Source organism: Paraburkholderia sp. A1RI-2L, from assembly GCF_048957375.1.
Lineage (GTDB): Bacteria > Pseudomonadota > Gammaproteobacteria > Burkholderiales > Burkholderiaceae > Paraburkholderia.
In genome coordinates this window covers 1940498-1961169 of the sequence record NZ_JARBTA010000001.1, presented here as the reverse complement: position 1 = coordinate 1961169, position 20672 = coordinate 1940498, and the positions used below count along the sequence as shown (strand labels likewise).

Annotated in this window: 16 protein-coding genes; 11 read left to right on the top strand and 5 right to left on the bottom strand. The window is 64.8% G+C overall.

Translation table 11 applies throughout. The features are described 5' to 3' along the window. Positions 1–304: 304 nt before the first annotated feature. The 5 genes from PWP93_RS09045 (at position 305) to PWP93_RS09025 (ending at position 6657) form a co-directional block, all read left to right on the top strand. Positions 305–1267 (top strand): fimbrial protein, encoded by a 963-nt coding sequence (locus PWP93_RS09045; protein WP_421044220.1) that lies wholly within the window; start codon positions 305–307, stop codon positions 1265–1267. Positions 1268–1559: 292 nt separating this feature from the next. Then, positions 1560–2108, top strand: a complete 549-nt coding sequence (locus PWP93_RS09040) for a fimbrial protein (protein WP_421044219.1) — start codon at positions 1560–1562, stop codon at positions 2106–2108. 105 nt (positions 2109–2213) lie between these two features. Next, the gene (locus PWP93_RS09035; protein ID WP_421044217.1) at positions 2214–2957 is read left to right on the top strand and encodes a molecular chaperone; all 744 of its coding nucleotides are present in this window, start codon (positions 2214–2216) and stop codon (positions 2955–2957) included. A gap of 288 nt (positions 2958–3245) precedes the next feature. Continuing rightward, positions 3246–6020 (top strand): fimbria/pilus outer membrane usher protein, encoded by a 2775-nt coding sequence (locus PWP93_RS09030; RefSeq protein WP_421045048.1) that lies wholly within the window; start codon positions 3246–3248, stop codon positions 6018–6020. A gap of 118 nt (positions 6021–6138) precedes the next feature. Continuing rightward, positions 6139–6657: a fimbrial protein gene (locus PWP93_RS09025; RefSeq protein WP_421044216.1), complete on the top strand. Its 519-nt coding sequence runs from the start codon at positions 6139–6141 to the stop codon at positions 6655–6657. Positions 6658–6790: 133 nt separating this feature from the next. Here the strand turns inward: PWP93_RS09025 and metG are convergent, their stop codons facing one another. Both metG and PWP93_RS09015 read right to left on the bottom strand, forming a co-directional pair. Next, positions 6791–8944 carry a methionine--tRNA ligase gene (gene metG, locus PWP93_RS09020; RefSeq protein ID WP_421044214.1) on the bottom strand — a complete coding sequence of 718 codons (2154 nt, stop codon included), beginning with the start codon at positions 8942–8944 and terminating at the stop codon, positions 6791–6793. A 387-nt stretch (positions 8945–9331) separates the two neighbouring features. Beyond that, positions 9332–9985, bottom strand: coding sequence for an OmpA family protein (locus tag PWP93_RS09015; RefSeq protein ID WP_421044213.1), 654 nt, complete (start codon positions 9983–9985; stop codon positions 9332–9334). Between the two features lie 352 nt (positions 9986–10337). Here PWP93_RS09015 and apbC point away from each other — a divergent pair, with 352 nt between their 5' ends. From apbC to PWP93_RS08990, 5 genes are all read left to right on the top strand, one after another. After that, positions 10338–11426, top strand: a complete 1089-nt coding sequence (gene apbC, locus PWP93_RS09010; protein ID WP_421044212.1) for an iron-sulfur cluster carrier protein ApbC — start codon at positions 10338–10340, stop codon at positions 11424–11426. Positions 11427–11656: 230 nt separating this feature from the next. Then, on the top strand, positions 11657–12205 hold the full coding sequence (locus tag PWP93_RS09005) for a superoxide dismutase family protein (RefSeq protein WP_421044211.1): 549 nt from the start codon (positions 11657–11659) through the stop codon (positions 12203–12205). A gap of 230 nt (positions 12206–12435) precedes the next feature. Further along, on the top strand, positions 12436–13005 hold the full coding sequence (dcd, locus tag PWP93_RS09000) for a dCTP deaminase (RefSeq protein WP_129561453.1): 570 nt from the start codon (positions 12436–12438) through the stop codon (positions 13003–13005). Positions 13006–13091: 86 nt separating this feature from the next. Further along, positions 13092–15371: an Orn/Lys/Arg decarboxylase N-terminal domain-containing protein gene (locus PWP93_RS08995; protein WP_421044210.1), complete on the top strand. Its 2280-nt coding sequence runs from the start codon at positions 13092–13094 to the stop codon at positions 15369–15371. Positions 15372–15397: 26 nt separating this feature from the next. Continuing rightward, entirely contained in the window at positions 15398–16120 is a 723-nt protein-coding gene (locus PWP93_RS08990; protein WP_421045047.1) for a lysozyme inhibitor LprI family protein, read from the top strand. Between the two features lie 23 nt (positions 16121–16143). Here PWP93_RS08990 and PWP93_RS08985 read toward each other — a convergent pair whose 3' ends face one another. From PWP93_RS08985 to PWP93_RS08975, 3 genes are all read right to left on the bottom strand, one after another. Beyond that, the gene (locus PWP93_RS08985; RefSeq protein WP_421044209.1) at positions 16144–17064 is read right to left on the bottom strand and encodes a bestrophin family protein; all 921 of its coding nucleotides are present in this window, start codon (positions 17062–17064) and stop codon (positions 16144–16146) included. A 234-nt stretch (positions 17065–17298) separates the two neighbouring features. Continuing rightward, positions 17299–18705, bottom strand: coding sequence for an argininosuccinate lyase (gene argH, locus PWP93_RS08980; RefSeq protein ID WP_421044208.1), 1407 nt, complete (start codon positions 18703–18705; stop codon positions 17299–17301). 209 nt (positions 18706–18914) lie between these two features. Further along, positions 18915–19754: a helix-turn-helix transcriptional regulator gene (locus tag PWP93_RS08975; RefSeq protein ID WP_421044207.1), complete on the bottom strand. Its 840-nt coding sequence runs from the start codon at positions 19752–19754 to the stop codon at positions 18915–18917. Positions 19755–19887: 133 nt separating this feature from the next. On the opposite strand from PWP93_RS08975, the gene PWP93_RS08970 reads away from it, so the two are divergent. Further along, positions 19888–20652 (top strand): methyltransferase domain-containing protein, encoded by a 765-nt coding sequence (locus tag PWP93_RS08970; protein WP_421044206.1) that lies wholly within the window; start codon positions 19888–19890, stop codon positions 20650–20652. The last annotated feature ends 20 nt before the right edge of the window (positions 20653–20672 follow it).

The following is a 20672-nucleotide window of genomic DNA, read 5'->3' as shown; positions in this document are numbered from 1 at the left end:
GTCTGCCCAGTAAGGAAACCGCAGGGAAACCGAAGGTCTCGAGGGAGAAGAAAAGGAGCATTGAGCCATGTTGGCGCTATGCTGACACGGCTTTTCGACCGGGATAAAAGAGAAATCTTATGCGGGCCTATACAAATTCAGAATAGTCTCATGGTGCCTCGGCGTGTGGCTCCGTAGTTTGAAGGTCATTTCGCAATGAGGCGTCGAGCGGCTGAAATCCAGGCTTTGGCCGTCGTGAACCGTGTCGTCGCCGTCATTCCTTCACGAAACTGGCGGCGCGAGCTTGCGCGACGGAGAGACAGGTATGTCCGGTTCAGTAAAAACGTGTCTGATGGTCCTTGCGCTGTCTCTGGGAGGCTTATCCGCGCCGGTCTTCGCGGCAACCTGCAATTTCAGCTCGGGCGGCAGCGAGCAGACCATCGTCATGCCGGTTCCGGCGACGCTCACCGTCAGCCGGGATGCGGCGAATGGCACCTTGTACACGTCGCCCAATGTCTCGCCGGGCGGGAATGCCTACGTCACCTGCCCGAGTTCCGCGCCCTCCGGCATTCTGGGCAATCTCGGGCCTCAGCCTGGTATAGGCGCGAACCAGTTTCCGATCTACTCCAATGGCAATCCCACAGGATTGGCGTTTCAGTGGATCTACAACGGCACGCCCGCAACGTCCTATGGAACCTACACCTATAGCGGATCCGGCTCGCCATACAACACGCCGCATGCCTTTCGCCTGATCAAGGTCGGCACGGTTCCAGCCGGAACGGTCGTGCCAGGCGGAACGGTGGTTGCGTACGGGGCCATCGGCGGACTGAACGTCGTCGACATGGTGCTTGCCAACGACATCGTCGTGACGGCCGCGGCGTGCACGACGCCCGATGTGACGGTTCCTCTCGGTGATCACCTGCTTTCGGAGTTCAAGGGAATCAACACGTTCACAACTTCGACATCGTTCAATATCACGCTTTCGAACTGCCCGGCAGGCATGAAGAGCATCACGTACCGGATCGATCCCGTAACGGCTGTGCTCAACGCCGGCAATTCCGTGGTGGCGCTCGACGGCGGTTCCGGTGCGGCGGGCGTTGGCGTCCAGTTGCTCGACGGCGCCGGCGCGGTGTTTCCGCTGGGCACGGTGAAGACCTTCAGTGCTTACAACACCAGCACGGGCGGTAGCTACGCGATTGCCATGAGGGCGCGCTACTACCAGACTGCGGCGACCGTGGTGGCCGGCACGGCCAACACGTCGATGACCTTGACCATGACGTATCAGTAGTGCTTACCGTCAGATTTTCGTCAAAATTAAACACGACAAGCGCAGTAGATTGACATCTGAAACTAGATAAACCTGACTTGCAAGGCGTTTGTTTCAGAATGTTCCTATGGAAATTTCATGGTGTCTCCGACAACAATTCGAGGGCCTCATCAATCGGGGCGAGCGGCTGAGTGTAGATGCCTTCGTTACCGCACACCGGCGGACGTTCGGGTTCAGCACGCTTTCGGTGATCAATAGACTTCATTTCACAATGCGTTTTCCGTCACCCCGGTGACATCCTGGAGCATTCCTCATGAAAAAAATCGCTGTTCCCCTGATCGTCGCGGCGATGGGCCTGGCCGCTTCGGTTGCGCATGCCGCACCCGCCAGCAACGGCGGTGTCCTCACGATCAACGGTCAACTGACGTCCAACACCTGCGACGTGAGCGGCAATGGCCAGGGCAACAACTTCACGGTCACGCTGCCGACTCTCTCTGCATCGGAACTTGCCGCGGCGGGCTCAACCGCGGGTTCGACGGGGTTCAACATCGCACTGACGAACTGCACGCCGGACACCGGCAAGGTGCACACGTTCTGGGAGTACGGCGCGAACACGCTGCCGGACGGCAACTTGCTGAACAACGGCACGGCCACGAACGTGGAAGTGCAACTGGTTGACTACAACGGCGCCCAGAAGCCGATCGACGTCAGCAAAGTCGATGGTTCGCAAAATTCGCAGTCGGTCTCGATCGCTAGCGGCAAGGCCAGCCTGCAGTACGCAGCGCAGTACATCTCGCCGACCGGCAATGCAAGCGCCGGCAGCGTGACGACCAACGTCACTTACTCGATGGCTTACGAGTAATCGCTGGCAGTGGACGGAGGGCTTATCGGCCATCCGTCCATGAGGATAACTGATGAAAGGAAGGTTGCAGCCGCTGTCTCAATATTCGCTATCGGGTCAAATGCCGTGAATATCAGAAAACTTCTCAGCAGCGCCATGGCCGCCTGCCTGCTGGTCCTGGGCGCGATGTTGCCTTGTGCGGCACAAGCGTCCGTCGTCATCGCGGGTACGCGCGTTATCTACAACGCGACAGATAGCGAAGTGACGCTCAAGCTTTCGAACGTCGGCAAGTCGCCCGCGTTGATTCAGGTGTGGCTCGACAAGGGCGATCCCAAAGCCGATCCGAGCAAGCTCGATCTTCCTTTCGTGATGACGCCGCCGCTCGCGCGCATCGACCCGGGCAAGTCGCAGACCATCCGCATGGCGTACACCGGCGAGGCGATGCCTCAAGACCGCGAGACCCTGCTGTGGTTCAACATGCTCGAAGTGCCGCCCAAGCCCACGGCGGAACTTGCCGGTCCGAACTATGTGCAGCTGGCTTTCCGCTCGCGCCTGAAATTCTTCTTCCGTCCCGTGGGACTGCAAGGCAAGGCCGACGACGCGCCGGGCAAGCTCGTTTGGCGTGCCGGCACGCAGGATGGCAAGCCCGTACTGTTGATCTCGAACCCCACGCCGTATCACGTCACGATCATCGAAGCCCAGGTGGGCGAAGGTCTGCATGCCCCGAAGTTCGATGCAGGCGGCATGGTGGCCCCGGGCGGCGAACTCGCGCTGCCGCTGTCCGCCGCGCCTGCTGCGGGGGGCAAGGTTTCGTTCACGACGCTGAACGACTACGGTGGCCCGATGAAGCACGAAGCGGCGTTGCAATAACGCCGTGCCCTGCAAAAGTCGCAGGCAAACCATATTGAAACTGCGAAGGATTACGAAACTTTCGTCAGTCGGAAAGGGCCTGCCGGGACAGGGCATGTATTCCGGTGTGCCCATAACAGCATAAATCTTCGCGAATCAGACAGTCCGGGAGCAGGTGGCCCGACCACCGGCAGGGGACAGCTTTGCCCGCGAATCCGACTCACCATGGACAATCGAAACCCTAAAACCCGTCACTCCAGGCGCGTACATGCCGACGCTCCTTCCCTGAGTCAGGCCAGCGTGGCAGTGATGCTCGCGTTCGCCGCTGTTCATGCCCAGGCGGACGTGCTTCCTGAGTCCCTCCGCGCCGCGCAGCCAGAGTCGGGCGGGTCCGCCGACGCGCAACGCGACACGCCGCCGGCGAGTGCCGATGGCTTGCCTGCCTCCGTGCCGAACCTGATGGGTGTGGCGGCCCCGGTCGTCACTGCCACACGGTTGTCGATCGATACGGACACCGCGTCCGTGGTCCCGACGGCTCCTGCTGCAGCAAGCGAAGCCCGCCACGCGGCGCTCAATGCCGGGTCTCCAGTACCTGCGGTATCGGCCACCGAGATTGTGCCTGCGCGCGTGGTCGAGCCCCAGGCCGTGGAGTTCAATGCGCAGTTCCTGACTGGCAGCGGCGCGGAGAATCTGGACATTTCCCGCTTCGCGAAAGGCAACGTCGCGGCGCCGGGTCGCTATCGCGCGGCGCTGTACGTGAACGGGATCTGGATTGGCGTGACGGACGTCAATTTGTGCGACATGGGCGGCCGGAATCACAACGTCCAGCCAGTATTCGATTTCGATCTGCTCACCCGTGCGGGCGTGGACGTTACGCGCCTGGGCGACGCGGCGCGCGCGAAGCTCGACGCAGCATCCGCGGACCATGGCGCCGCGCCGCTGCCCGAACTGATTCCGCAGGCGACGGCGACGTTCGACATGGGCGAGCAGCGGCTCGACGTGACCATCCCGCAGGCAATGATGAGCCGCAACGCGCGCGGCTGGGTCGATCCAAAGTACTGGGATAACGGCGTGCCGGCGGCGACCGTTCAGTACAACGCCAACGTCTACCACACGGCCGGCAGCGGTCTGTCGAATACTCAGGCCTATCTTGGCCTCAATACCGGCGTCAACGTGGGCGCCTGGCGCTTCCGCTACAACGGCAACATCACGAGCAACTCGGGCGCCGGCACGCACGTCCAGAGTATGCAGACCTATCTGCAACGCTCGTTTACGCCCATCAAGAGCCAGCTGACGCTGGGCGATTCGTACACGGATGGCTCGATCTTCGACTCGTTCGGCGTGCGCGGCGCGCAGATCGGCACCGACGACCGCATGTACCCGGAGTCGCAGCGCGGCTATGCGCCGACCGTGCGCGGCATCGCGAACAGCAACGCGAAGGTCGAGGTCAGGCAGAACGGCAACATCATTTACGAGACTACGGTCGCGCCTGGGCCGTTCGTCATCGACGACCTCTATCCGACCGGCTACGGCGGCGATTTGCAGGTCGTCGTGACCGAAGCCGACGGCAGCGAGCACGTGTCCTCAGTGCCGTATGCAGCGCCCGTGAACGCGCTGCGCGATGGCCGCTGGCGCTACAACGTGGCCGTCGGCCAGTATCGCAACACGAGCGTGGGCGATCATCCGTTCGTCTTCCAGGCAACCGTACAGCACGGCCTGAACAATTTCGTCACGCTATATGGCGGCACGATCGCGGGCGATGGCTATTTCTCCGCGGCGGCCGGCACGGCGCTCGATACGCCGGTGGGCGCCTTCTCGTTCGACGTGACCCAGGCGAACACGAGCCTGCCCCGCCAGGGGAGTCGCAGCGGGCAGAGCTTGCGGCTTTCATACTCGCGGGTGTTCGAGCCCACCAGCACGGACGTGACGCTCGCGGCCTACCGCTATTCCACGAGAGGCTTTCTGAACCTTTCGGATGCCATGACGTTGCGCGATCTTTCGGCGCGTGGCATTGCGGATACGAACAACGGTGTCCAGAAAGGGCGTCTGCAGCTCACGCTCAACCAGAATCTCGGCAGTTGGGGCTCGGTGTACGCGTCGGGCTACACGCGTAACTACTGGAACAAGTCGGGCAACGATACTTCGTACCAGGTGGGCTACAACACCAATATCCGCCGTATCGGCGTGGGTGTGTCCGCGTCGCGCGAGCTCGATATCGATTCCGGGCGCTGGGACAACCGCGTGATGCTGACGCTGAACATTCCGCTCGACCTCGGTTCGAAGATCGCCAATACGTCGACGAGCTACACCCACGATTCTCGCGACGGCAGCAACCAGATCCAGGAGACGTTCACCGGCACGGCGGGCACCGACAACGCATTTAACTACGGCGTCACGGCAGGTTACACGTCGGGCAACCGGAACAACGGCAACGTCAGCATGAATGCGGGCTATTTGAGCCGGTACACGCAAATGCGGGCGAACGCCGGCTATACCAACGGCTACATGCAGGCGGGCGGCGGCCTCACGGGCTCGATCGTCGCCTACGAGGGCGGTGTGGTGCTTTCGCCGCAGACCGGCGACACGTTCGCGGTCATCGAGGCCAAGGACGCAGCAAATGCACGCGTGTCCACTTCGCCTGGCGTGCGCGTGGACTCGCATGGGCATGCGGCCATCGCCGGTATGGACCCGTACTCGATGAACACCATCGACATCGACACGAAGGGCCTGCCGATGGGCGTCACGCTCAAGAGCACCGAACAGCGTTTCGCGCCGACGGCGGGCGCGGTGGTGCGCGTGAAGTTCGATACCGAAGATCGCGGGCGCGCAGTGGTGATGCGCCTGCGTCGCGCGAACGGCGACGCGGTGCCGTTTGGCGCGGACGTGCTGGACGCGAAGGGTGGCAACCTTGGCACGGTGAGCCAGGGCAGCCGAGCGATGTTTTACACCCAGGCGGTGAGCGGCGAGTTGACGGTGAAGTGGGGCGAGGGTATCGGGCAGAGCTGCAGGGTGCGCTATGACCTGCCGGTGGCCGAGAAGAGCAAGGCTGCTGCGACGGTGTTCGAGGGTGCGAGCTGTCAGTGAGCGACGGGCAACTTAGGTAAGCGACATGATTTCCCTGGACATATTCGCGAAGCGATGCATGGCGCTGAAGTTCGTGTGGCCGGCAATCGCACATAAACTGAAGAGGGGAGGTACGAACATGCGCAGGCTTGAATGGTTAGTGGCCCTGCTCGCCGCCATGGCGGCAGGATCGGCGTTCGCAGCGGACGCCAACCTGAACTTCGCGGGCACGATCCGGCAGCCGTCGTGCGACGTGGACAGCTCCTCAGTCAACAAGATCGTGCCGCTCGGAAGCGCGCCGCTCGTGGACTTCAGCGCCGTCGGCAGCACCGGCAATGCCACGGCGTTCAACCTGAACCTCGTGAACTGCGCGGTGGGGACGAGCGTGACGATGTCGATGACGGGCACGATCGACACCGTGTCCAGCGTGCTGAAGAACACCGGAACGGCCACGCAGGTGGGGGTGCAGATTCTGAAGGCGTCGAGCGTAGGTGCGACGACAGGCGCTCCGGTCGTCATCAACAGCGCGGTCAGTCTCGGCACGGTGGACGGCACGGGTGCGATGACGATCCCGATGGTGGCGCAGTTCTACCGGCTCGGTACGTTGACGGCGGGATCGGTGACGGCCACGGCGACGGTCAATTTTACGTATAACTAAAACGAGGTTGGCCAGGTCGCTATTTCCCGCTGCGGGACGTCGGGCGAGGGATGAGCACCCAACAAAAAGGCACACTGTCATAGTGTGCCTTTTCGTCTCCAGCACGGGTGCGAAGCGCACCTCGCGCTACGCCTTACCGCACCCGCATGCCCGGCTTCGCGCCGCTATGCGGCTCGAGAATGTACAGGCCCGGTTCGGCCTTCTCGTCGGCGGCGGATGCCGCGAGCACCATGCCTTCGGACATACCGAACTTCATCTTGCGCGGCGCGAGGTTCGCGACCATCACCGTGAGCTTGCCTTTGAGGTCCTCGGGCTTGTACGTCGAGCGGATGCCCGAGAACACATTGCGCGTCTTGCCTTCGCCCACGTCGAGCGTGAGTTGCAGCAGCTTGTCCGAGCCTTCCACGATGTTGCAGTCGACGATCAGCGCCACGCGCAGGTCGATCTTCGCGAAGTCGTCGATGGAGATGACTTCGGGGGGTTCGGGCTCGGCTTTCGCCTTCGCTTGCGCGGCCGCCTTCGCAGCCTTTGCCTTGTGCTGCGCATCGGCGGCGGGCGCTTCGGCTGCCTGCAGCGAATCGCGGTTCGCGGCGAGCAGCGCTTCGATCTGCTTCGGGTCCACGCGTGTCATGAGGTGCTTGTACGCGTTGATCGGTTGTTGCGACGACAACGTCTTGCCGGCGTCGGCCCAAGTGAGCGGCGCGATTGCGAGGAACTGCTCGACACCCTCGGCGAGCGTGGGCAGCACCGGCTTCATTGCCAGCGAAAGCAGGCGGAATGCTTCGAGGCTCACGCTGCAGGTTTCGTGCAGCGCCGCCGCGTTGGCCGGGTCCTTCGCCTGTTCCCATGGCTTGGCCGTATCGACGTATGCGTTCACCGCGTCGGCGAGCTCCATCGTGTGGCGCAGCGCGCGGCCATACTCGCGCGCCTCGTAGTGCGCGGCGATCTGCGGGATCGCGGCGCGCAGTTGCGCGATGAGCGGATGGTTCATCGCGCTGTCCTGCACGCGGCCCTCGAAGCGCTTGATGAGGAAGCCCGCCGCGCGGCTCGCGATGTTGATGTACTTGCCGACGAGGTCGCTGTTCACGCGCGCCTGGAAGTCGTCGAGGTTCAGGTCGAGGTCTTCCATCGAGCTATTGAGCTTGGCCGCGAAGTAGTAGCGCAGCCACTCGGGATTCAGGCCCGTGTCGATATAGCTTTGCGCGGTGATGAAAGTGCCGCGCGACTTCGACATCTTCGCGCCGTCCACCGTGAGAAAGCCATGCGCGAACACGTTGGTGGGCGTGCGATGGCCCGAGAACTGCAGCATCGCTGGCCAGAACAGCGTGTGGAAGTACAGGATGTCCTTGCCGATGAAGTGGTACTGCTCGGTCTTCGTGTCGGGCTTGACCCACGCGTCGAAGTCGAGGCCGCGCTTCTCGCACAGGTTCTTGAAACTCGCGTAATAACCGACGGGCGCGTCGAGCCACACGTAGAAGTACTTGCCCGGGGCGCCCGGAATCTCGAAGCCGAAGTACGGTGCGTCGCGCGAGATGTCCCAGTCGGCGAGCTTCGATTCGCCCGCGTCGCCGAGCCACTCGCGCATCTTGTTGGTGGCTTCCGGTTGCGCGAGGCCGCTCACCCAGCCGCGCAGGAACTGCTCACAGCGCGGGTCGGAGAGGCGGAAGAAGTAGTGCGTCGAGGTCTTGCGGATGGGCGTGGCGCCGGAGACCACCGAATATGGGTTCTTCAGGTCGGTGGGCGCATAGGTCGAGCCGCACACTTCGCAGCTGTCGCCGTACTGGTCCTTCGCGCCGCACTTCGGGCACTCGCCCTTGATGAAGCGGTCCGGCAGGAACATGTTCTTGACCGGATCGTAGGCCTGCTCGATGTCGCGCGTCTCGATGAGGTCCGCCGCCTTGAGCGCCAGATATACCGCTTCCGAGAGCACGCGATTCTCGTCGGAGTCCGTCGAGTAGTAGTTGTCGAACGATACGCCGAAGCTGTCGAAGTCGCGCTTGTGCTCTTGCCAGACGCGCGCGATCAGCTGTTGCGGCGTGAGGCCTTCCTTCTCGGCGCGCAGCATGACGGGCGTGCCGTGGGTGTCGTCGGCACCGACGTAGTAGACCTCGTGGCCATGCATTCGCAGCGCGCGAACCCAGATGTCCGTCTGGATGTACTCGACCAGATGGCCGATGTGGATCTGCCCGTTGGCATAGGGCAGAGCAGACGTGACGAGGATCTGGCGGCGGCCGCTTTGAACGGTAGACGCGCCGGCTGCGACGAGGTCGGTGGCGGGTGCTGACATAAGTTGGGGGGAATCCGATGTTGCGGGGGAAACAACGATTTTAGCAGGGCGGGGGCGGGGCGCGTTCGGCCGGGGAAGGACGGCCCACGCGCATGCAAAAATGCCAGGCAAAAAAACCGGGGCAGGATGGCCCCGGAGCAACAACGACAAGAGGAGAATGGTGACGCGGCGGCGTCGCCGCACACGTACCGTAAAGAAAGACAGCGGAGTTGGGGGAGAGTTCGAAAAATTTTTCAATCCGCTAACTTCGCTCGCCGTGGGTCTGCCCGAAGGCCTGCCTGCTGCAGTTTGCGCACGCCCAAAACACAAGCGGGACGGCTTGCAGCCGTCCCGCTTCATGGTGTTGCCGGCGCTGCGATATTGCTGATGCGGCGCCGCGAGGCGCGCTTAGCCCCCCTGATGCTGCGCCGTCGCGCGCAGATAGATTTCCACGCGGCGGTTCGCGGTGCGGCCGGCTTCGGTGCTGTTGTCCGCGATCGGCTGGGTGTCGCCGCGGCCTTCGGCGGCCATGCGCTGCATCGGGATGCCGCGCGACCCCAGGTAGTTGACCACGCTCTGCGCGCGGTTGACCGACAGCGTCTGGTTGTAAGCGGGCTGGCCCGTGTTGTCCGTATGGCCCACGACCTGCGCGACCACTTCCGGGTTCTGCTGCAGCGTCTGCGCGACCTGGTCGAGCACCGGCGCGAACGACGGCTTGATCGCGTAGCTGTTGGTGTCGAACGTCACGTTGCTCGGGATGTTGAGCTTGAGCGAGCCGTCCGGCTGCTCGCTGATCTGCGTGCCGGTGCCCTTGGTGGCGCCGGAGAGCTTGTTGTGGATGGCGGTCCAGTTGTAGCCCGTGATGCCGCCGACCAGCGCGCCGGCGCCCGCGCCGATGGCTGCACCCTTGCCGCCGCCGAAGATCGCGCCGATGGCCGCGCCCGTGCCAGCGCCGACACCGGTGCCGATGGCGGTGTTGGTGCCCTGCTGGGTTGCACAACCGGCGACGAGCGCACCGGCAACGGCGAAGACGGACAGGCGGGTCAAGATTCTTGTGTTCATTTTCAATCCTCTCTTGGGTGGAACTGCACAGTCGCTTGTGCCGGTCACTGCTCCCGATTGGGCCCGATTCGGCTCAGGGTCTTCGGACGGCGCGCGGCTGCAACTACTACAATGACGACTTGGGCACATGCGCGAGTCGTCTGGCAATGATGGGTCCTTTTTTGCGACGGCTTGACAAGTGCACATTCGGCACAAGCAGCGGTGCAAAAAGGGCCGATGCCGCGAAGCGTGCCTTGCCTCGGGCATTTGCGCAATCCAGCTTAACAATTTCTTGCGATTTCCGGCGCTGACATGACACCTCACGGCATTCCGGCCGCGCGGGCGCCGGCGCATTCTTGCACACGGAGTTTGAATGAGCATTGATCGGGCATTGGTCGACGCCGCGCTGGCGGCCCTCGTGGATCCGAACACGGGCAAGCCGTACGCAACGGCAAAAGGTGTGCGAAACGTTACGGTCGACGGCGATACGGTCGGCGTCGAAATCGTGCTCGGCTATCCGGCAAAGAGCCAGTACGACGCGGTCCGCGCCCAGGTGGAAGGCGCGCTTGCCGGCGTGCCCGGCGTCAAGGGGAGCCGGGTCGCGGTGCGCCATGAGATTACCGCGCACACCGTGCAGCGCGGCGTGAAGCTGTTGCCGAACGTGAAGAACGTCGTCGCCGTGGCCTCGGGCAAGGGCGGCGTGGGCAAGAGCACGACTGCCGTGAACCTCGCGCTCGCGCTGGCGGCCGAAGGCGCCTCGGTCGGCGTACTCGACGCGGATATCTACGGTCCGTCGCTGCCGATGATGCTCGGTATCGTTGGCCGCCCGCAATCGCCGGACGGCCAGTCGATGGACCCGCTCGAAGGGCACGGTGTGCAGGCCAACTCGATCGGCTTTCTGATCGAGCAGGACAACCCGATGGTCTGGCGCGGCCCGATGGCCACCTCGGCGCTCGAGCAGTTGCTGCGCCAGACCAACTGGCGCGAGCTCGACTACCTGGTGGTGGACATGCCGCCGGGCACGGGCGACATCCAGCTGACGCTCTCGCAGAAGGTGCCGGTCACGGGCGCGGTGATCGTGACGACGCCGCAGGACATCGCGCTGCTCGACGCGAAGAAGGGTCTCAAGATGTTCGAGAAGGTGGGCATTCCGATCCTCGGCATCGTCGAGAACATGGCCGTGCACGTTTGCTCGAACTGCGGTCACGCCGAGCATATCTTCGGCGCGGGCGGCGGCGAGCGCATGGCGAAGGAGTACGGCGTGGAGGTGCTCGGCAGCCTGCCGCTCGACATCGGGATTCGCGAACAGGCCGACTCGGGCCATCCGAGCGTGGTGGCCGATCCGGCTGGCTCGGTGGCCGCGACTTACAAGGCGATCGCCCGCCGTATCGCGATCCAGATCGCGGAGCGCGCGCGCGACATGAGCTCGAAGTTCCCGACCATCGTCGTGCAAAACACCTGAGCGGCGCATCGCGCGGCTGGCGGGCCAGGCCGGCAAACTGTCCCTGTTTGAGCCGATACGGAGCCGAGGCCGCATGGCATACCTCGTTAAGCCTTGCTGCATAAGGCTTGCGGCGCGTGCGGCAGCGCTCACGCGGGGCGCGCACAAGGCCTCGCGCGCGGTATCATGTGACATTCAAGGGTCCGGATCGACGGGCGCAGGGGCGCACCGCGTGCGGACATGAGGATTGCATGGGCAAAGGAATCGACAGGGGAGACGCAAGGCGCGCGGGCCGCGCAGCCGTGCTGGCCGTGGCGGCGTGCATGCTGCTGGCCGGCTGCACCAGCTTCATGGGCCGGCAGGACAAGCGTGCGCTCGCACAGGTCTTGCCTGTCGTCGGCAGCCAGGTGCGGGGCACCGTCTCGTTCGTCGAGCGCTCGGACGGCGTGCAGGTGAGCTACAACCTCATCGGCCTTGCGCCCGACAGCGACCACGCGGTCCAGGTCCACGATCGCGGCGACTGCAACGCTGCCGACGCTTCGAGCGCCGGCAGCGTGTTCGCGCCCGCGGCTGACCGCCTCAAGCCGGGCGTGCGCGTGGAGGGCGATCTCGGCAATATCCACGCGGATTCCAACGGCGTCGCCATCGGTTTCATCGTGGCGCCGGAGGTCTCGCTCGACGGCGTGCGCTCCGTGCTGCAACGCGCGGTGCTCGTGCATCGCGACCCCATCGATCCCTACGCCTTTCCCGCGCGCGGCACCGGCCCGGCGCTCGCCTGCGGCGTGATCAAGGCGCAGTGACGCGCGGCCGTACCGCACGCGATGACGCCCCGCCTAGGGGCGCCTCGCGTGCACTTCCAGGCACGCCGATCCACATCGCGTAAAATAGGCGCCTTTCGTACAGCGGCGGTGCGCCCCGAAGCGGGCGGCAGAACGCGCGAGGCGCGCTTTCGGGCCATTCCCGCGCCGTTTCTGCGTGGTTTCCGGCGTTATCTTTTTTGTTCCCCGTTTTTTCTGGACCGTAGCCCAACATGGCAATCAAATCCGACAAGTGGATCCGGCGCATGGCCGAAGAGCAGCAGATGATCGAGCCGTTCGTGCGCGACCAGGTTCGCATGTCGGAGGACGGCCGCAAGATCGTGAGCTACGGCACCTCGAGCTACGGCTACGACATCCGCTGCGCCGACGAATTCAAGATCTTCACGAACATCAATTCGACCATCGTCGACCCGAAGAACTTCGACGAAAAGTCGTTCGTGGACTTCAAGGGCGACGTCTGCATCATCCCGCCGAATTCGTTCGCGCTCGCGCGCACGGTCGAGTACTTCCGCATTCCGCGCAATGTCCTGACCGTGTGTCTGGGCAAGTCCACCTATGCGCGCTGCGGGATCATCGTGAACGTCACGCCGTTCGAGCCCGAGTGGGAGGGCTATGTGACGCTCGAATTCTCGAATACGACACCTTTGCCTGCCAAAATCTACGCGAACGAAGGCGTGGCCCAAGTGCTCTTCTTCGAGAGCGACGAGGTCTGCGAGGTGTCTTACGCGGATCGCGGCGGCAAATATCAAGGCCAGCACGGCGTCACCTTGCCGAAGACCTGACGTTCGAGCGCACCACAAACCCATCGCATACGTACGGGGACCGCTGCGCATCCTGGCAGCGGTCGTTTCTTTTGGAGAATTCGCCCATGAAGTTTCGTTTTCCCGTCGTCATCATTGACGAAGACTTTCGCTCCGAGAACATCTCGGGTTCCGGCATCCGGGCACTCGCCGAAGCCATCGAGAAAGAGGGCGCGGAAGTCCTCGGGCTGACGAGCTACGGCGACCTCACGTCGTTTGCGCAGCAATCGAGCCGCGCCGCGTGTTTCATCCTCTCCATCGACGACGACGAGCTGCTGCCCTACGTCGAAGGTTCCGATGGCGAAGCGCCCGGCCACGCGCCCGCGATCATCGCGCTGCGCGCGTTCGTGGAAGCGGTGCGCAAGCGCAACGCCGACATTCCGATCTTCCTGTACGGCGAGACGCGCACTTCGCGCCACCTGCCCAACGACATCCTGCGCGAGTTGCACGGCTTCATCCACATGTTCGAGGACACGCCGGAGTTCGTCGCGCGTCACGTGATTCGCGAAGCACGCGTGTATCTCGACGCGCTGGCGCCGCCGTTCTTCAAGGAACTCGTGAAGTACGCCGACGAAGGCTCGTACTCGTGGCACTGCCCGGGCCACTCGGGCGGCGTGGCGTTCCTGAAGAACCCGCTCGGCCAGATGTTCCACCAGTTCTTCGGCGAGAACATGCTGCGCGCGGACGTCTGCAATGCGGTCGAGGAACTTGGCCAACTGCTCGATCACACCGGCCCGGTCGCGGCCTCGGAGCGCAACGCGGCGCGCATCTTCAGCGCCGACCACGTGTTCTTCGTGACCAATGGCACGTCGACGTCGAACAAGATCGTCTGGCACGCAACCGTGGCGCCGGGCGACATCGTGCTGGTGGACCGCAACTGCCACAAGTCGATCCTGCACGCCATCACCATGACGGGCGCGATTCCCGTGTTTCTCACGCCCACGCGCAACAATTTCGGCATCATCGGCCCGATTCCGCGCGACGAGTTCAAGCCGGAAAACATCCGCAAGAAGATCGAGGCGAATCCGTTCGCCCGTGAAGTGCTCGCGAAGAACCCGAACGTCAAGCCGCGCATCCTCACGATCACGCAAAGCACGTACGACGGCGTGATCTACAACGTCGAGATGATCAAGGACCTGCTCGGCGATATGCTCGACACGCTGCACTTCGACGAAGCCTGGCTGCCGCACGCCGAATTCCACGCGTTCTACCAGGACATGCACGCGATCGGCGCGGGCCGTCCGCGCACCAAGGCGCTGGTGTTCGCGACGCACTCCACGCACAAGCTGCTGGCCGGCATTTCGCAGGCTTCGCAGATCGTGGTGCAGGACTCGGAAGACAGCGCGTTCGATCGCCACCGCTTCAATGAGGCCTACCTCATGCACACGTCCACGAGCCCGCAGTACGCGATCATCGCGTCGTGCGACGTGGCCGCCGCGATGATGGAAGCGCCGGGCGGCACCGCGCTTGTCGAAGAATCGATTGCCGAGGCGCTGGACTTCCGCCGCGCCATGCGCAAGGTCGACGCCGAATACGGCGACGACTGGTTCTTCCAGGTCTGGGGCCCGGACGACCTGACCGAGGAAGGCATCGGCTCGCGCGAAGACTGGATGCTGAGGCCGAATGACCGCTGGCACGGCTTCGGCAAGCTCGCCGAGGGCTTCAACATGCTCGACCCGATCAAGGCGACCATCGTCACGCCGGGTCTGGACGTGGACGGCGACTTCGGCGAAACCGGCATTCCCGCGGCCATCGTCACGAAGTACCTGGCCGAGCACGGCATCATCGTGGAGAAGACGGGGCTGTATTCGTTCTTCATCATGTTCACGATCGGCATCACCAAGGGCCGCTGGAACTCGATGGTCACGGAGCTCCAGCAGTTCAAGGACGACTACGACAATAACCAGCCGCTCTGGCGCGTGTTGCCCGAGTTCGTCGCGCAGCATCCGATGTACGAGCGCGTGGGCCTGCGCGACCTGTGCCAGCAGATCCACAGCGTCTACCGCGCCAACGACATCGCGCGCCTCACGACCGAGATGTATCTCTCGGACATGGAGCCCGCGATGAAGCCGTCCGACGCGTTCGCCAAGCTCGCGCACCGCGAGATCGACCGCGTGCCGATCGACGAACTCGAAGGCCGCGTCACGTCGATTCTGCTCACGCCGTATCCGCCGGGCATTCCGCTCTTGATTCCGGGCGAGCGCTTCAACAAGACGATCGTGAATTACCTGAAGTTCGCGCGCGAATTCAACGAGCGCTTCCCGGGCTTCCACACCGACATCCACGGACTCGTGGGCGAGACCATCAACGGCCGCATCGAGTATTTCGTGGATTGCGTGCGCGCTTGAGCGCCAGGAGAAGGTCGAGCGGCATGATGGTGCGTTCTTTCGTGACGGCGCTGGCAACGGCGGCTACGCTGGCGGCGAATGTGGCAGGGGGGGTGGCGGCCGGGCTGGTGGCGCTAGCGCCGGCGGCGCACGCCGAAGTGGCGGCCGCCGACCCGATCGATGCGGGCATGCGCGCCTGTCTTGCGCGCGCCGACCGTTCCTCGACGGCGGGGCAGATCCAGTGCATGGACGAGGCGCGCACCGCATGGCACAGCGCCGCCGACGCGGCGCTCGCGCAACTGGTCTCGCAGTTGCCGCCTGCGCAGCAAAAGCGCTGGCGACTCAGCCAGACCAAATGGGCAGCGTGGCGCGACGCCGAGGACACGTTGCTCGGCGCGGCCTTTGCGAGCACGAGCGGCTCGACTTATCAGCTTTACGAGGCGGATATGCGCCTGCAGCCGGTGCGCGACCGCGCGCTCTCGCTGCGCGGGCAGGCCGCGGCGGCATCGGGCGACGCGCCGCCGCGCGTGCGCGCCTGTAGCGCCGATGCGCGCTGCGAGCACGTGAGCTACGACCTGGATCGCTATTACCGCAAGCTGTATGCGCGCATGCCGGCGCATTCGCGGCCCGCGCTCGCGCGGGCGCAAAGCGCGTGGCGCGCGTATCGCGACGCGACCACGCCGCTCGTCGACGAGCATGCTCGCCTCGACCTGCTCGGGGCGCGGCTTGCGACGCTCAAGCGCTTGTCGGAGACGGTGAATAACCGCTGAGCCGTCAGCCCCGGCCGGTTCGTTTAGTCGAAGATGAACTGCTCGGGCGCGCGCGCCGCGAGCGTGGTGGGGTCGCCCAGCAGGTCGTGCAGCGCGACCTCGATACTCTCCGACATCGCGTTTAGCGCGAGGTCGTTTTCATCAGTGCCGAACGGGTCTTCGAGCTGCGAGGCGATTGCTTCGTGCGCCATGAACGCGTAGGCCACGAATACCGCGAAGATGGGCGTGAGCGCGCCGATGCTGTCGACGAGCCCGAAGGGCAGCAGCGCGCAGAAGAAGTACACCGTGCGGTGAATCATCACCGTATAAGCGAACGGCAGCGGCGTGGAGACGATGCGCTCGCAGCCGCCGATCACGTCGGAAAGTCCATTGAGATTGTGCTCGAAGGCGAGCACGGCGTAGCCGTCGACGCGGCCCGCGTGCGCTTCGTCGCGCAGCCATTCGGAAGCGCATTGCACGAGCGTCATGGGACGGTAGCGCGAAGCCATCACGCGTTCCACCACGTCGCGCGGCAGGCGCGCCTCGAGGTCCGCGCGTGGGTCGGTGCGGCGCAACTGGTGGCGCAGCGCATGCGGCAGCGCGCAGAGCAGCGCAGCGAAGGGGCGCACGTGCGCGCGAGAATCATCGCTTTGCACGAGTGTGAGCGACTCGCGCACGAGCGAGCGCGTCTGGTTGAGCATTTGCCCCCACAGCTTGCGGCCTTCCCAGTAGCGGTCGTAGCTCGCGCTGTTGCGAAAGCCGAGGAACACCGCGAGCGCGATGCCGATCAGCGAGAACGGCACCGTGCTCAGATTCACCGTGACCTTGAGGATGTGGTCGTGGGAGGCAACAGCCACGATCGAGATCGCCAGCACGAGCATGAGGCGCGGCAGAAGCTGCGGCAGCACGGAACCGCGCCAGGCGAGCAGCATGCGGAACCAGTGCAGGTGAGGGCGGACGATCATCGGGTCGGGCGAGTGAGGTTGGGCGGGGGCCGGCGGGTCGGCCAGCCGGGATCATGCGCCATGATAGGCGAAGGGGCGCGAACCTCGGGCGCTCACTTCGTGCATTTTGCAGGGAACACAGTGCGCAGCGGCGCTCCAATGCAAAGCGGGCGCGCGACGGTATTCGTCGCGCGCCCGCTTTGTCGTGACCTCATGGACGCATCATCCAGCCCGAATGATGCGCCGCCGCGCCCCTTACTTCAGCGCTGCGCGTGCCGCCGCGATGGCCGCACGCACCTGCTCCGGCGCGGTGCCGCCCGGATGATTGCGCGCCGAGACCGAGCCTTCGAGCGTGAGCACCGCGAACACGTCCTCGGCCAGCAGATGCGCAACGGCCGGCAGCTCGCGGCGCATTTCGTCGAGCGTGAGGTCCGCGAGATCGCAGTTGCGGTCCACGCAGATGCGCACCGCGTGCGCCACGGCTTCATGTGCGTCGCGGAACGGCAGGCCCTTTTTCACGAGGTAGTCGGCGAGGTCGGTGGCCGTCGAGAAGCCTTGCAGCGCCGCTGCGCGCATCGCCGGCTCCTTCACCGAGATGCCCGCGACCATTTCCGCAAAGATGCGCAGCGTGTCCGCAACCGTGTCGACGGTGTCGAACAGCGGCTCCTTGTCTTCCTGGTTGTCCTTGTTGTACGCGAGCGGCTGGCCCTTCATCAGCGTGAGGAGCGCCATCAGGTGGCCGTTCACGCGGCCGGTCTTGCCGCGCGCGAGCTCGGGCACGTCCGGGTTCTTCTTCTGCGGCATGATCGACGAGCCCGTGCAGAAGCGGTCGGCCAGATCGATGAAGCCCACGCGCGGGCTCATCCACAGCACCAGTTCTTCCGAAAAGCGCGACACGTGCGTCATCACCAGTGCGGCGGCGGCCGTGAATTCGATCGCGAAGTCGCGGTCGGAGACGGCGTCGAGCGAGTTCGTGCAGATGCCGTCGAAGCCCAGCGTCTTCGCCACCGCGAAGCGGTCAATCGGATAGCTCGTGCCCGCGAGCGCTGCCGCACCCAGCGGCAGACGGTTCACGCGCTTGCGGCAGTCGGCCATGCGCTCGGCGTCGCGCGTGAACATCTCCACGTAGGCGAGCAGGTGATGGCCGAACGTGACCGGCTGCGCGACTTGCAGGTGCGTGAAGCCCGGCATGATCGTGCCCGCGTGCTGGTCGGCGAGGTCGAGCAGCGCGCCTCGCAGGTCGCCGAGCAGGCCGCCGATGCGGTCGATCTCGCCGCGCAGCCACAGGCGGATGTCGGTCGCGACCTGGTCGTTGCGCGAGCGGCCCGTGTGCAGGCGCTTGCCCGCGTCGCCGATCAGCGCCGTGAGGCGCGCCTCGATGTTCAGGTGCACGTCTTCGAGATCGAGCAGCCATTCGAATTCGCCGCGCTCGATCTCGCCCTTGATTTGCGCCATGCCGCCCTGGATGGCGGCGAGGTCATCGGCGGAGATGATCTTCTGCGCAGCCAGCATCGACGCGTGCGCGAGCGAGCCCTCGATATCGACGAGCGCGAGGCGCTTGTCGAAGAAGACCGACGACGTATAGCGTTTGACCAGCTCCGACATGGGCTCGGAGAAGCGAGCCGACCAGGCTTCGCCTTTTTTGTGCAGTTGGGACGTCATGGTGATGGGCGTGAACGAGCGTGATTAAGCGGGCCGTGTGCTCAGGCAGGAAGCTCAGCAGCGCATTCTGATGCCAGACGCGGCGCACGGCGGGAAAGACGACGATTTTACCATCGGCGCAGTGGGCCGCCGGTGCGTGGGCCGCCCGGCGCTGCGCCGCATGAAGCGATGCGCGGCGGCGGCGCGCAAAGCGCCGGGCGCCGCGGCGTTCAAAGCCGCACCAGCACCACCAGCTTCAGGTCTTCGCGATGCGCGGGCTTGAGCGTGATCTGGTCGTAGGCGATGCGGCCGTGGCGCGGATGATTGAACTCGCGCCGGCCGCCTTCGCGCTCGAACACATCCTGCGAGGCCCAGAAGCGCGCGAACTCGTCGCTCGCGGCCAGCAGCGAATCGATCAGCGCGCGCGTGGGGGCGTCGTTCAGATGGCGGATCGAGTCGGCGCGAAATTCGGCGGCGAGGCGCCGCGCGCGCGTTTCCCAATCGACGATCAACTCGCGCCCGAGCGGCTGCGTGAAGGTGAAGCGCAGCAGGTTGCGGTCGTGCCCGGCATCGAGCCAGCCCGTGAACAGGTCCGCCGCGTGGGCGTTCCACGCGAGCGCGGTCCACTGCCGGTCGAGCACGTAGGCCGGCGCATCCACCAGTTGCACGGTTTGCAGGAGCGTGGCGGGTGCATCGGCAGCGCTGGACGGATCGGGCTCGGCGGGATCGCGCTGGGCGGCCAGTTCGAACAAATAGGCGCGCTCGGCGCGCGAGAGGCGCAGCGCGACGGCGATGCGCGCGAGCGCGTCCGCCGAAGCCGAGACGGGCCGGCCCTGCTCGATCCACGTGTACCAGGTGGGGCTCACGGCGCACAGTTGCGCGACTTCCTCGCGGCGCAACCCCGGCGTACGGCGGCGCGGGCCGGGCGGCAAGCCGACTTCCTGCGGCGAGAGCCGCTCGCGGTGGGCGCGGATAAATTCGCCCAGCGCACGGGCGGGCGTGGCGTCGAGCGTTTTGGCGGCGCCGAGGTCGGCGGCCGGCGCTCCGGAGGCAGGGGTGTCGGGGCTCATGAGGCGTGGGGCAGGTGCTCGCGATACCAGAATAATCGCTTAACTTGTACTGGTACAAAACGGCCTCTATTGTAACGGCTGACGCGGCGCTGGACTCGCTGCCGCGCAGGCCGTTCACCTACAGGAGCACGCGATGAAGCATCACGATCAGGTCGCCGACGCATTCGGCTCGACCGCCGCCGCCTATCTCACGAGCCAGGTTCACGCGAGCGGTGCGGATCTGGACAATCTCGCCGCCACTTTTGCGGCCACCTGCGGCAACGCCGTGGTGCTGGACATGGGTTGCGGCGCGGGGCATGCAAGCTTCGCGGTGGCGCCGCACGTGCGCGAAGTCGTGGCCTACGACATTGCGGCGCCGATGCTCGCCACGGTCGAGTCCGCCGCGAAGGCGCGCGGCCTCGCGACTATCCGCACGCAGCAGGGCGCTGCCGAGTCGCTGCCGTTTGCCGATGCGACCTTCAACTGGGCGATCAGTCGCATGAGCGCGCACCACTGGCGTGATGTGCCGCGCGCTCTTCGCCAGGTGCATCGCGTGCTCAAGCCCGGTGGGCGCCTGAAGTTCATCGACATCGCCGGTATCGACGATCCGCTTTACGACACGCATATCCAGGCGATCGAGTTGTTGCGCGACGCCTCGCATATTCGCGACTACCGCGCCGACGAGTGGCTCGCGATGCTCGATCGCGCGGGGTTCGACGCGAAGGTGGCCGAGCGCTGGCGCATCGCGCTCGACTTCGACACGTGGGTGGCGCGCATGCGCACGCCGCCCGAGCGCGTGAGCGCGATCCGCTCGATGTGGGAGCGTGCGCCCGATGAAGTGAGGCAATACTTCGATGTCCAAAGTGATGGCTCGTTCAAGCTCGATGCACTGATGATCGAGGCGACGCGGCGCGACTAAAGCCCTTCACGCAATCGGCG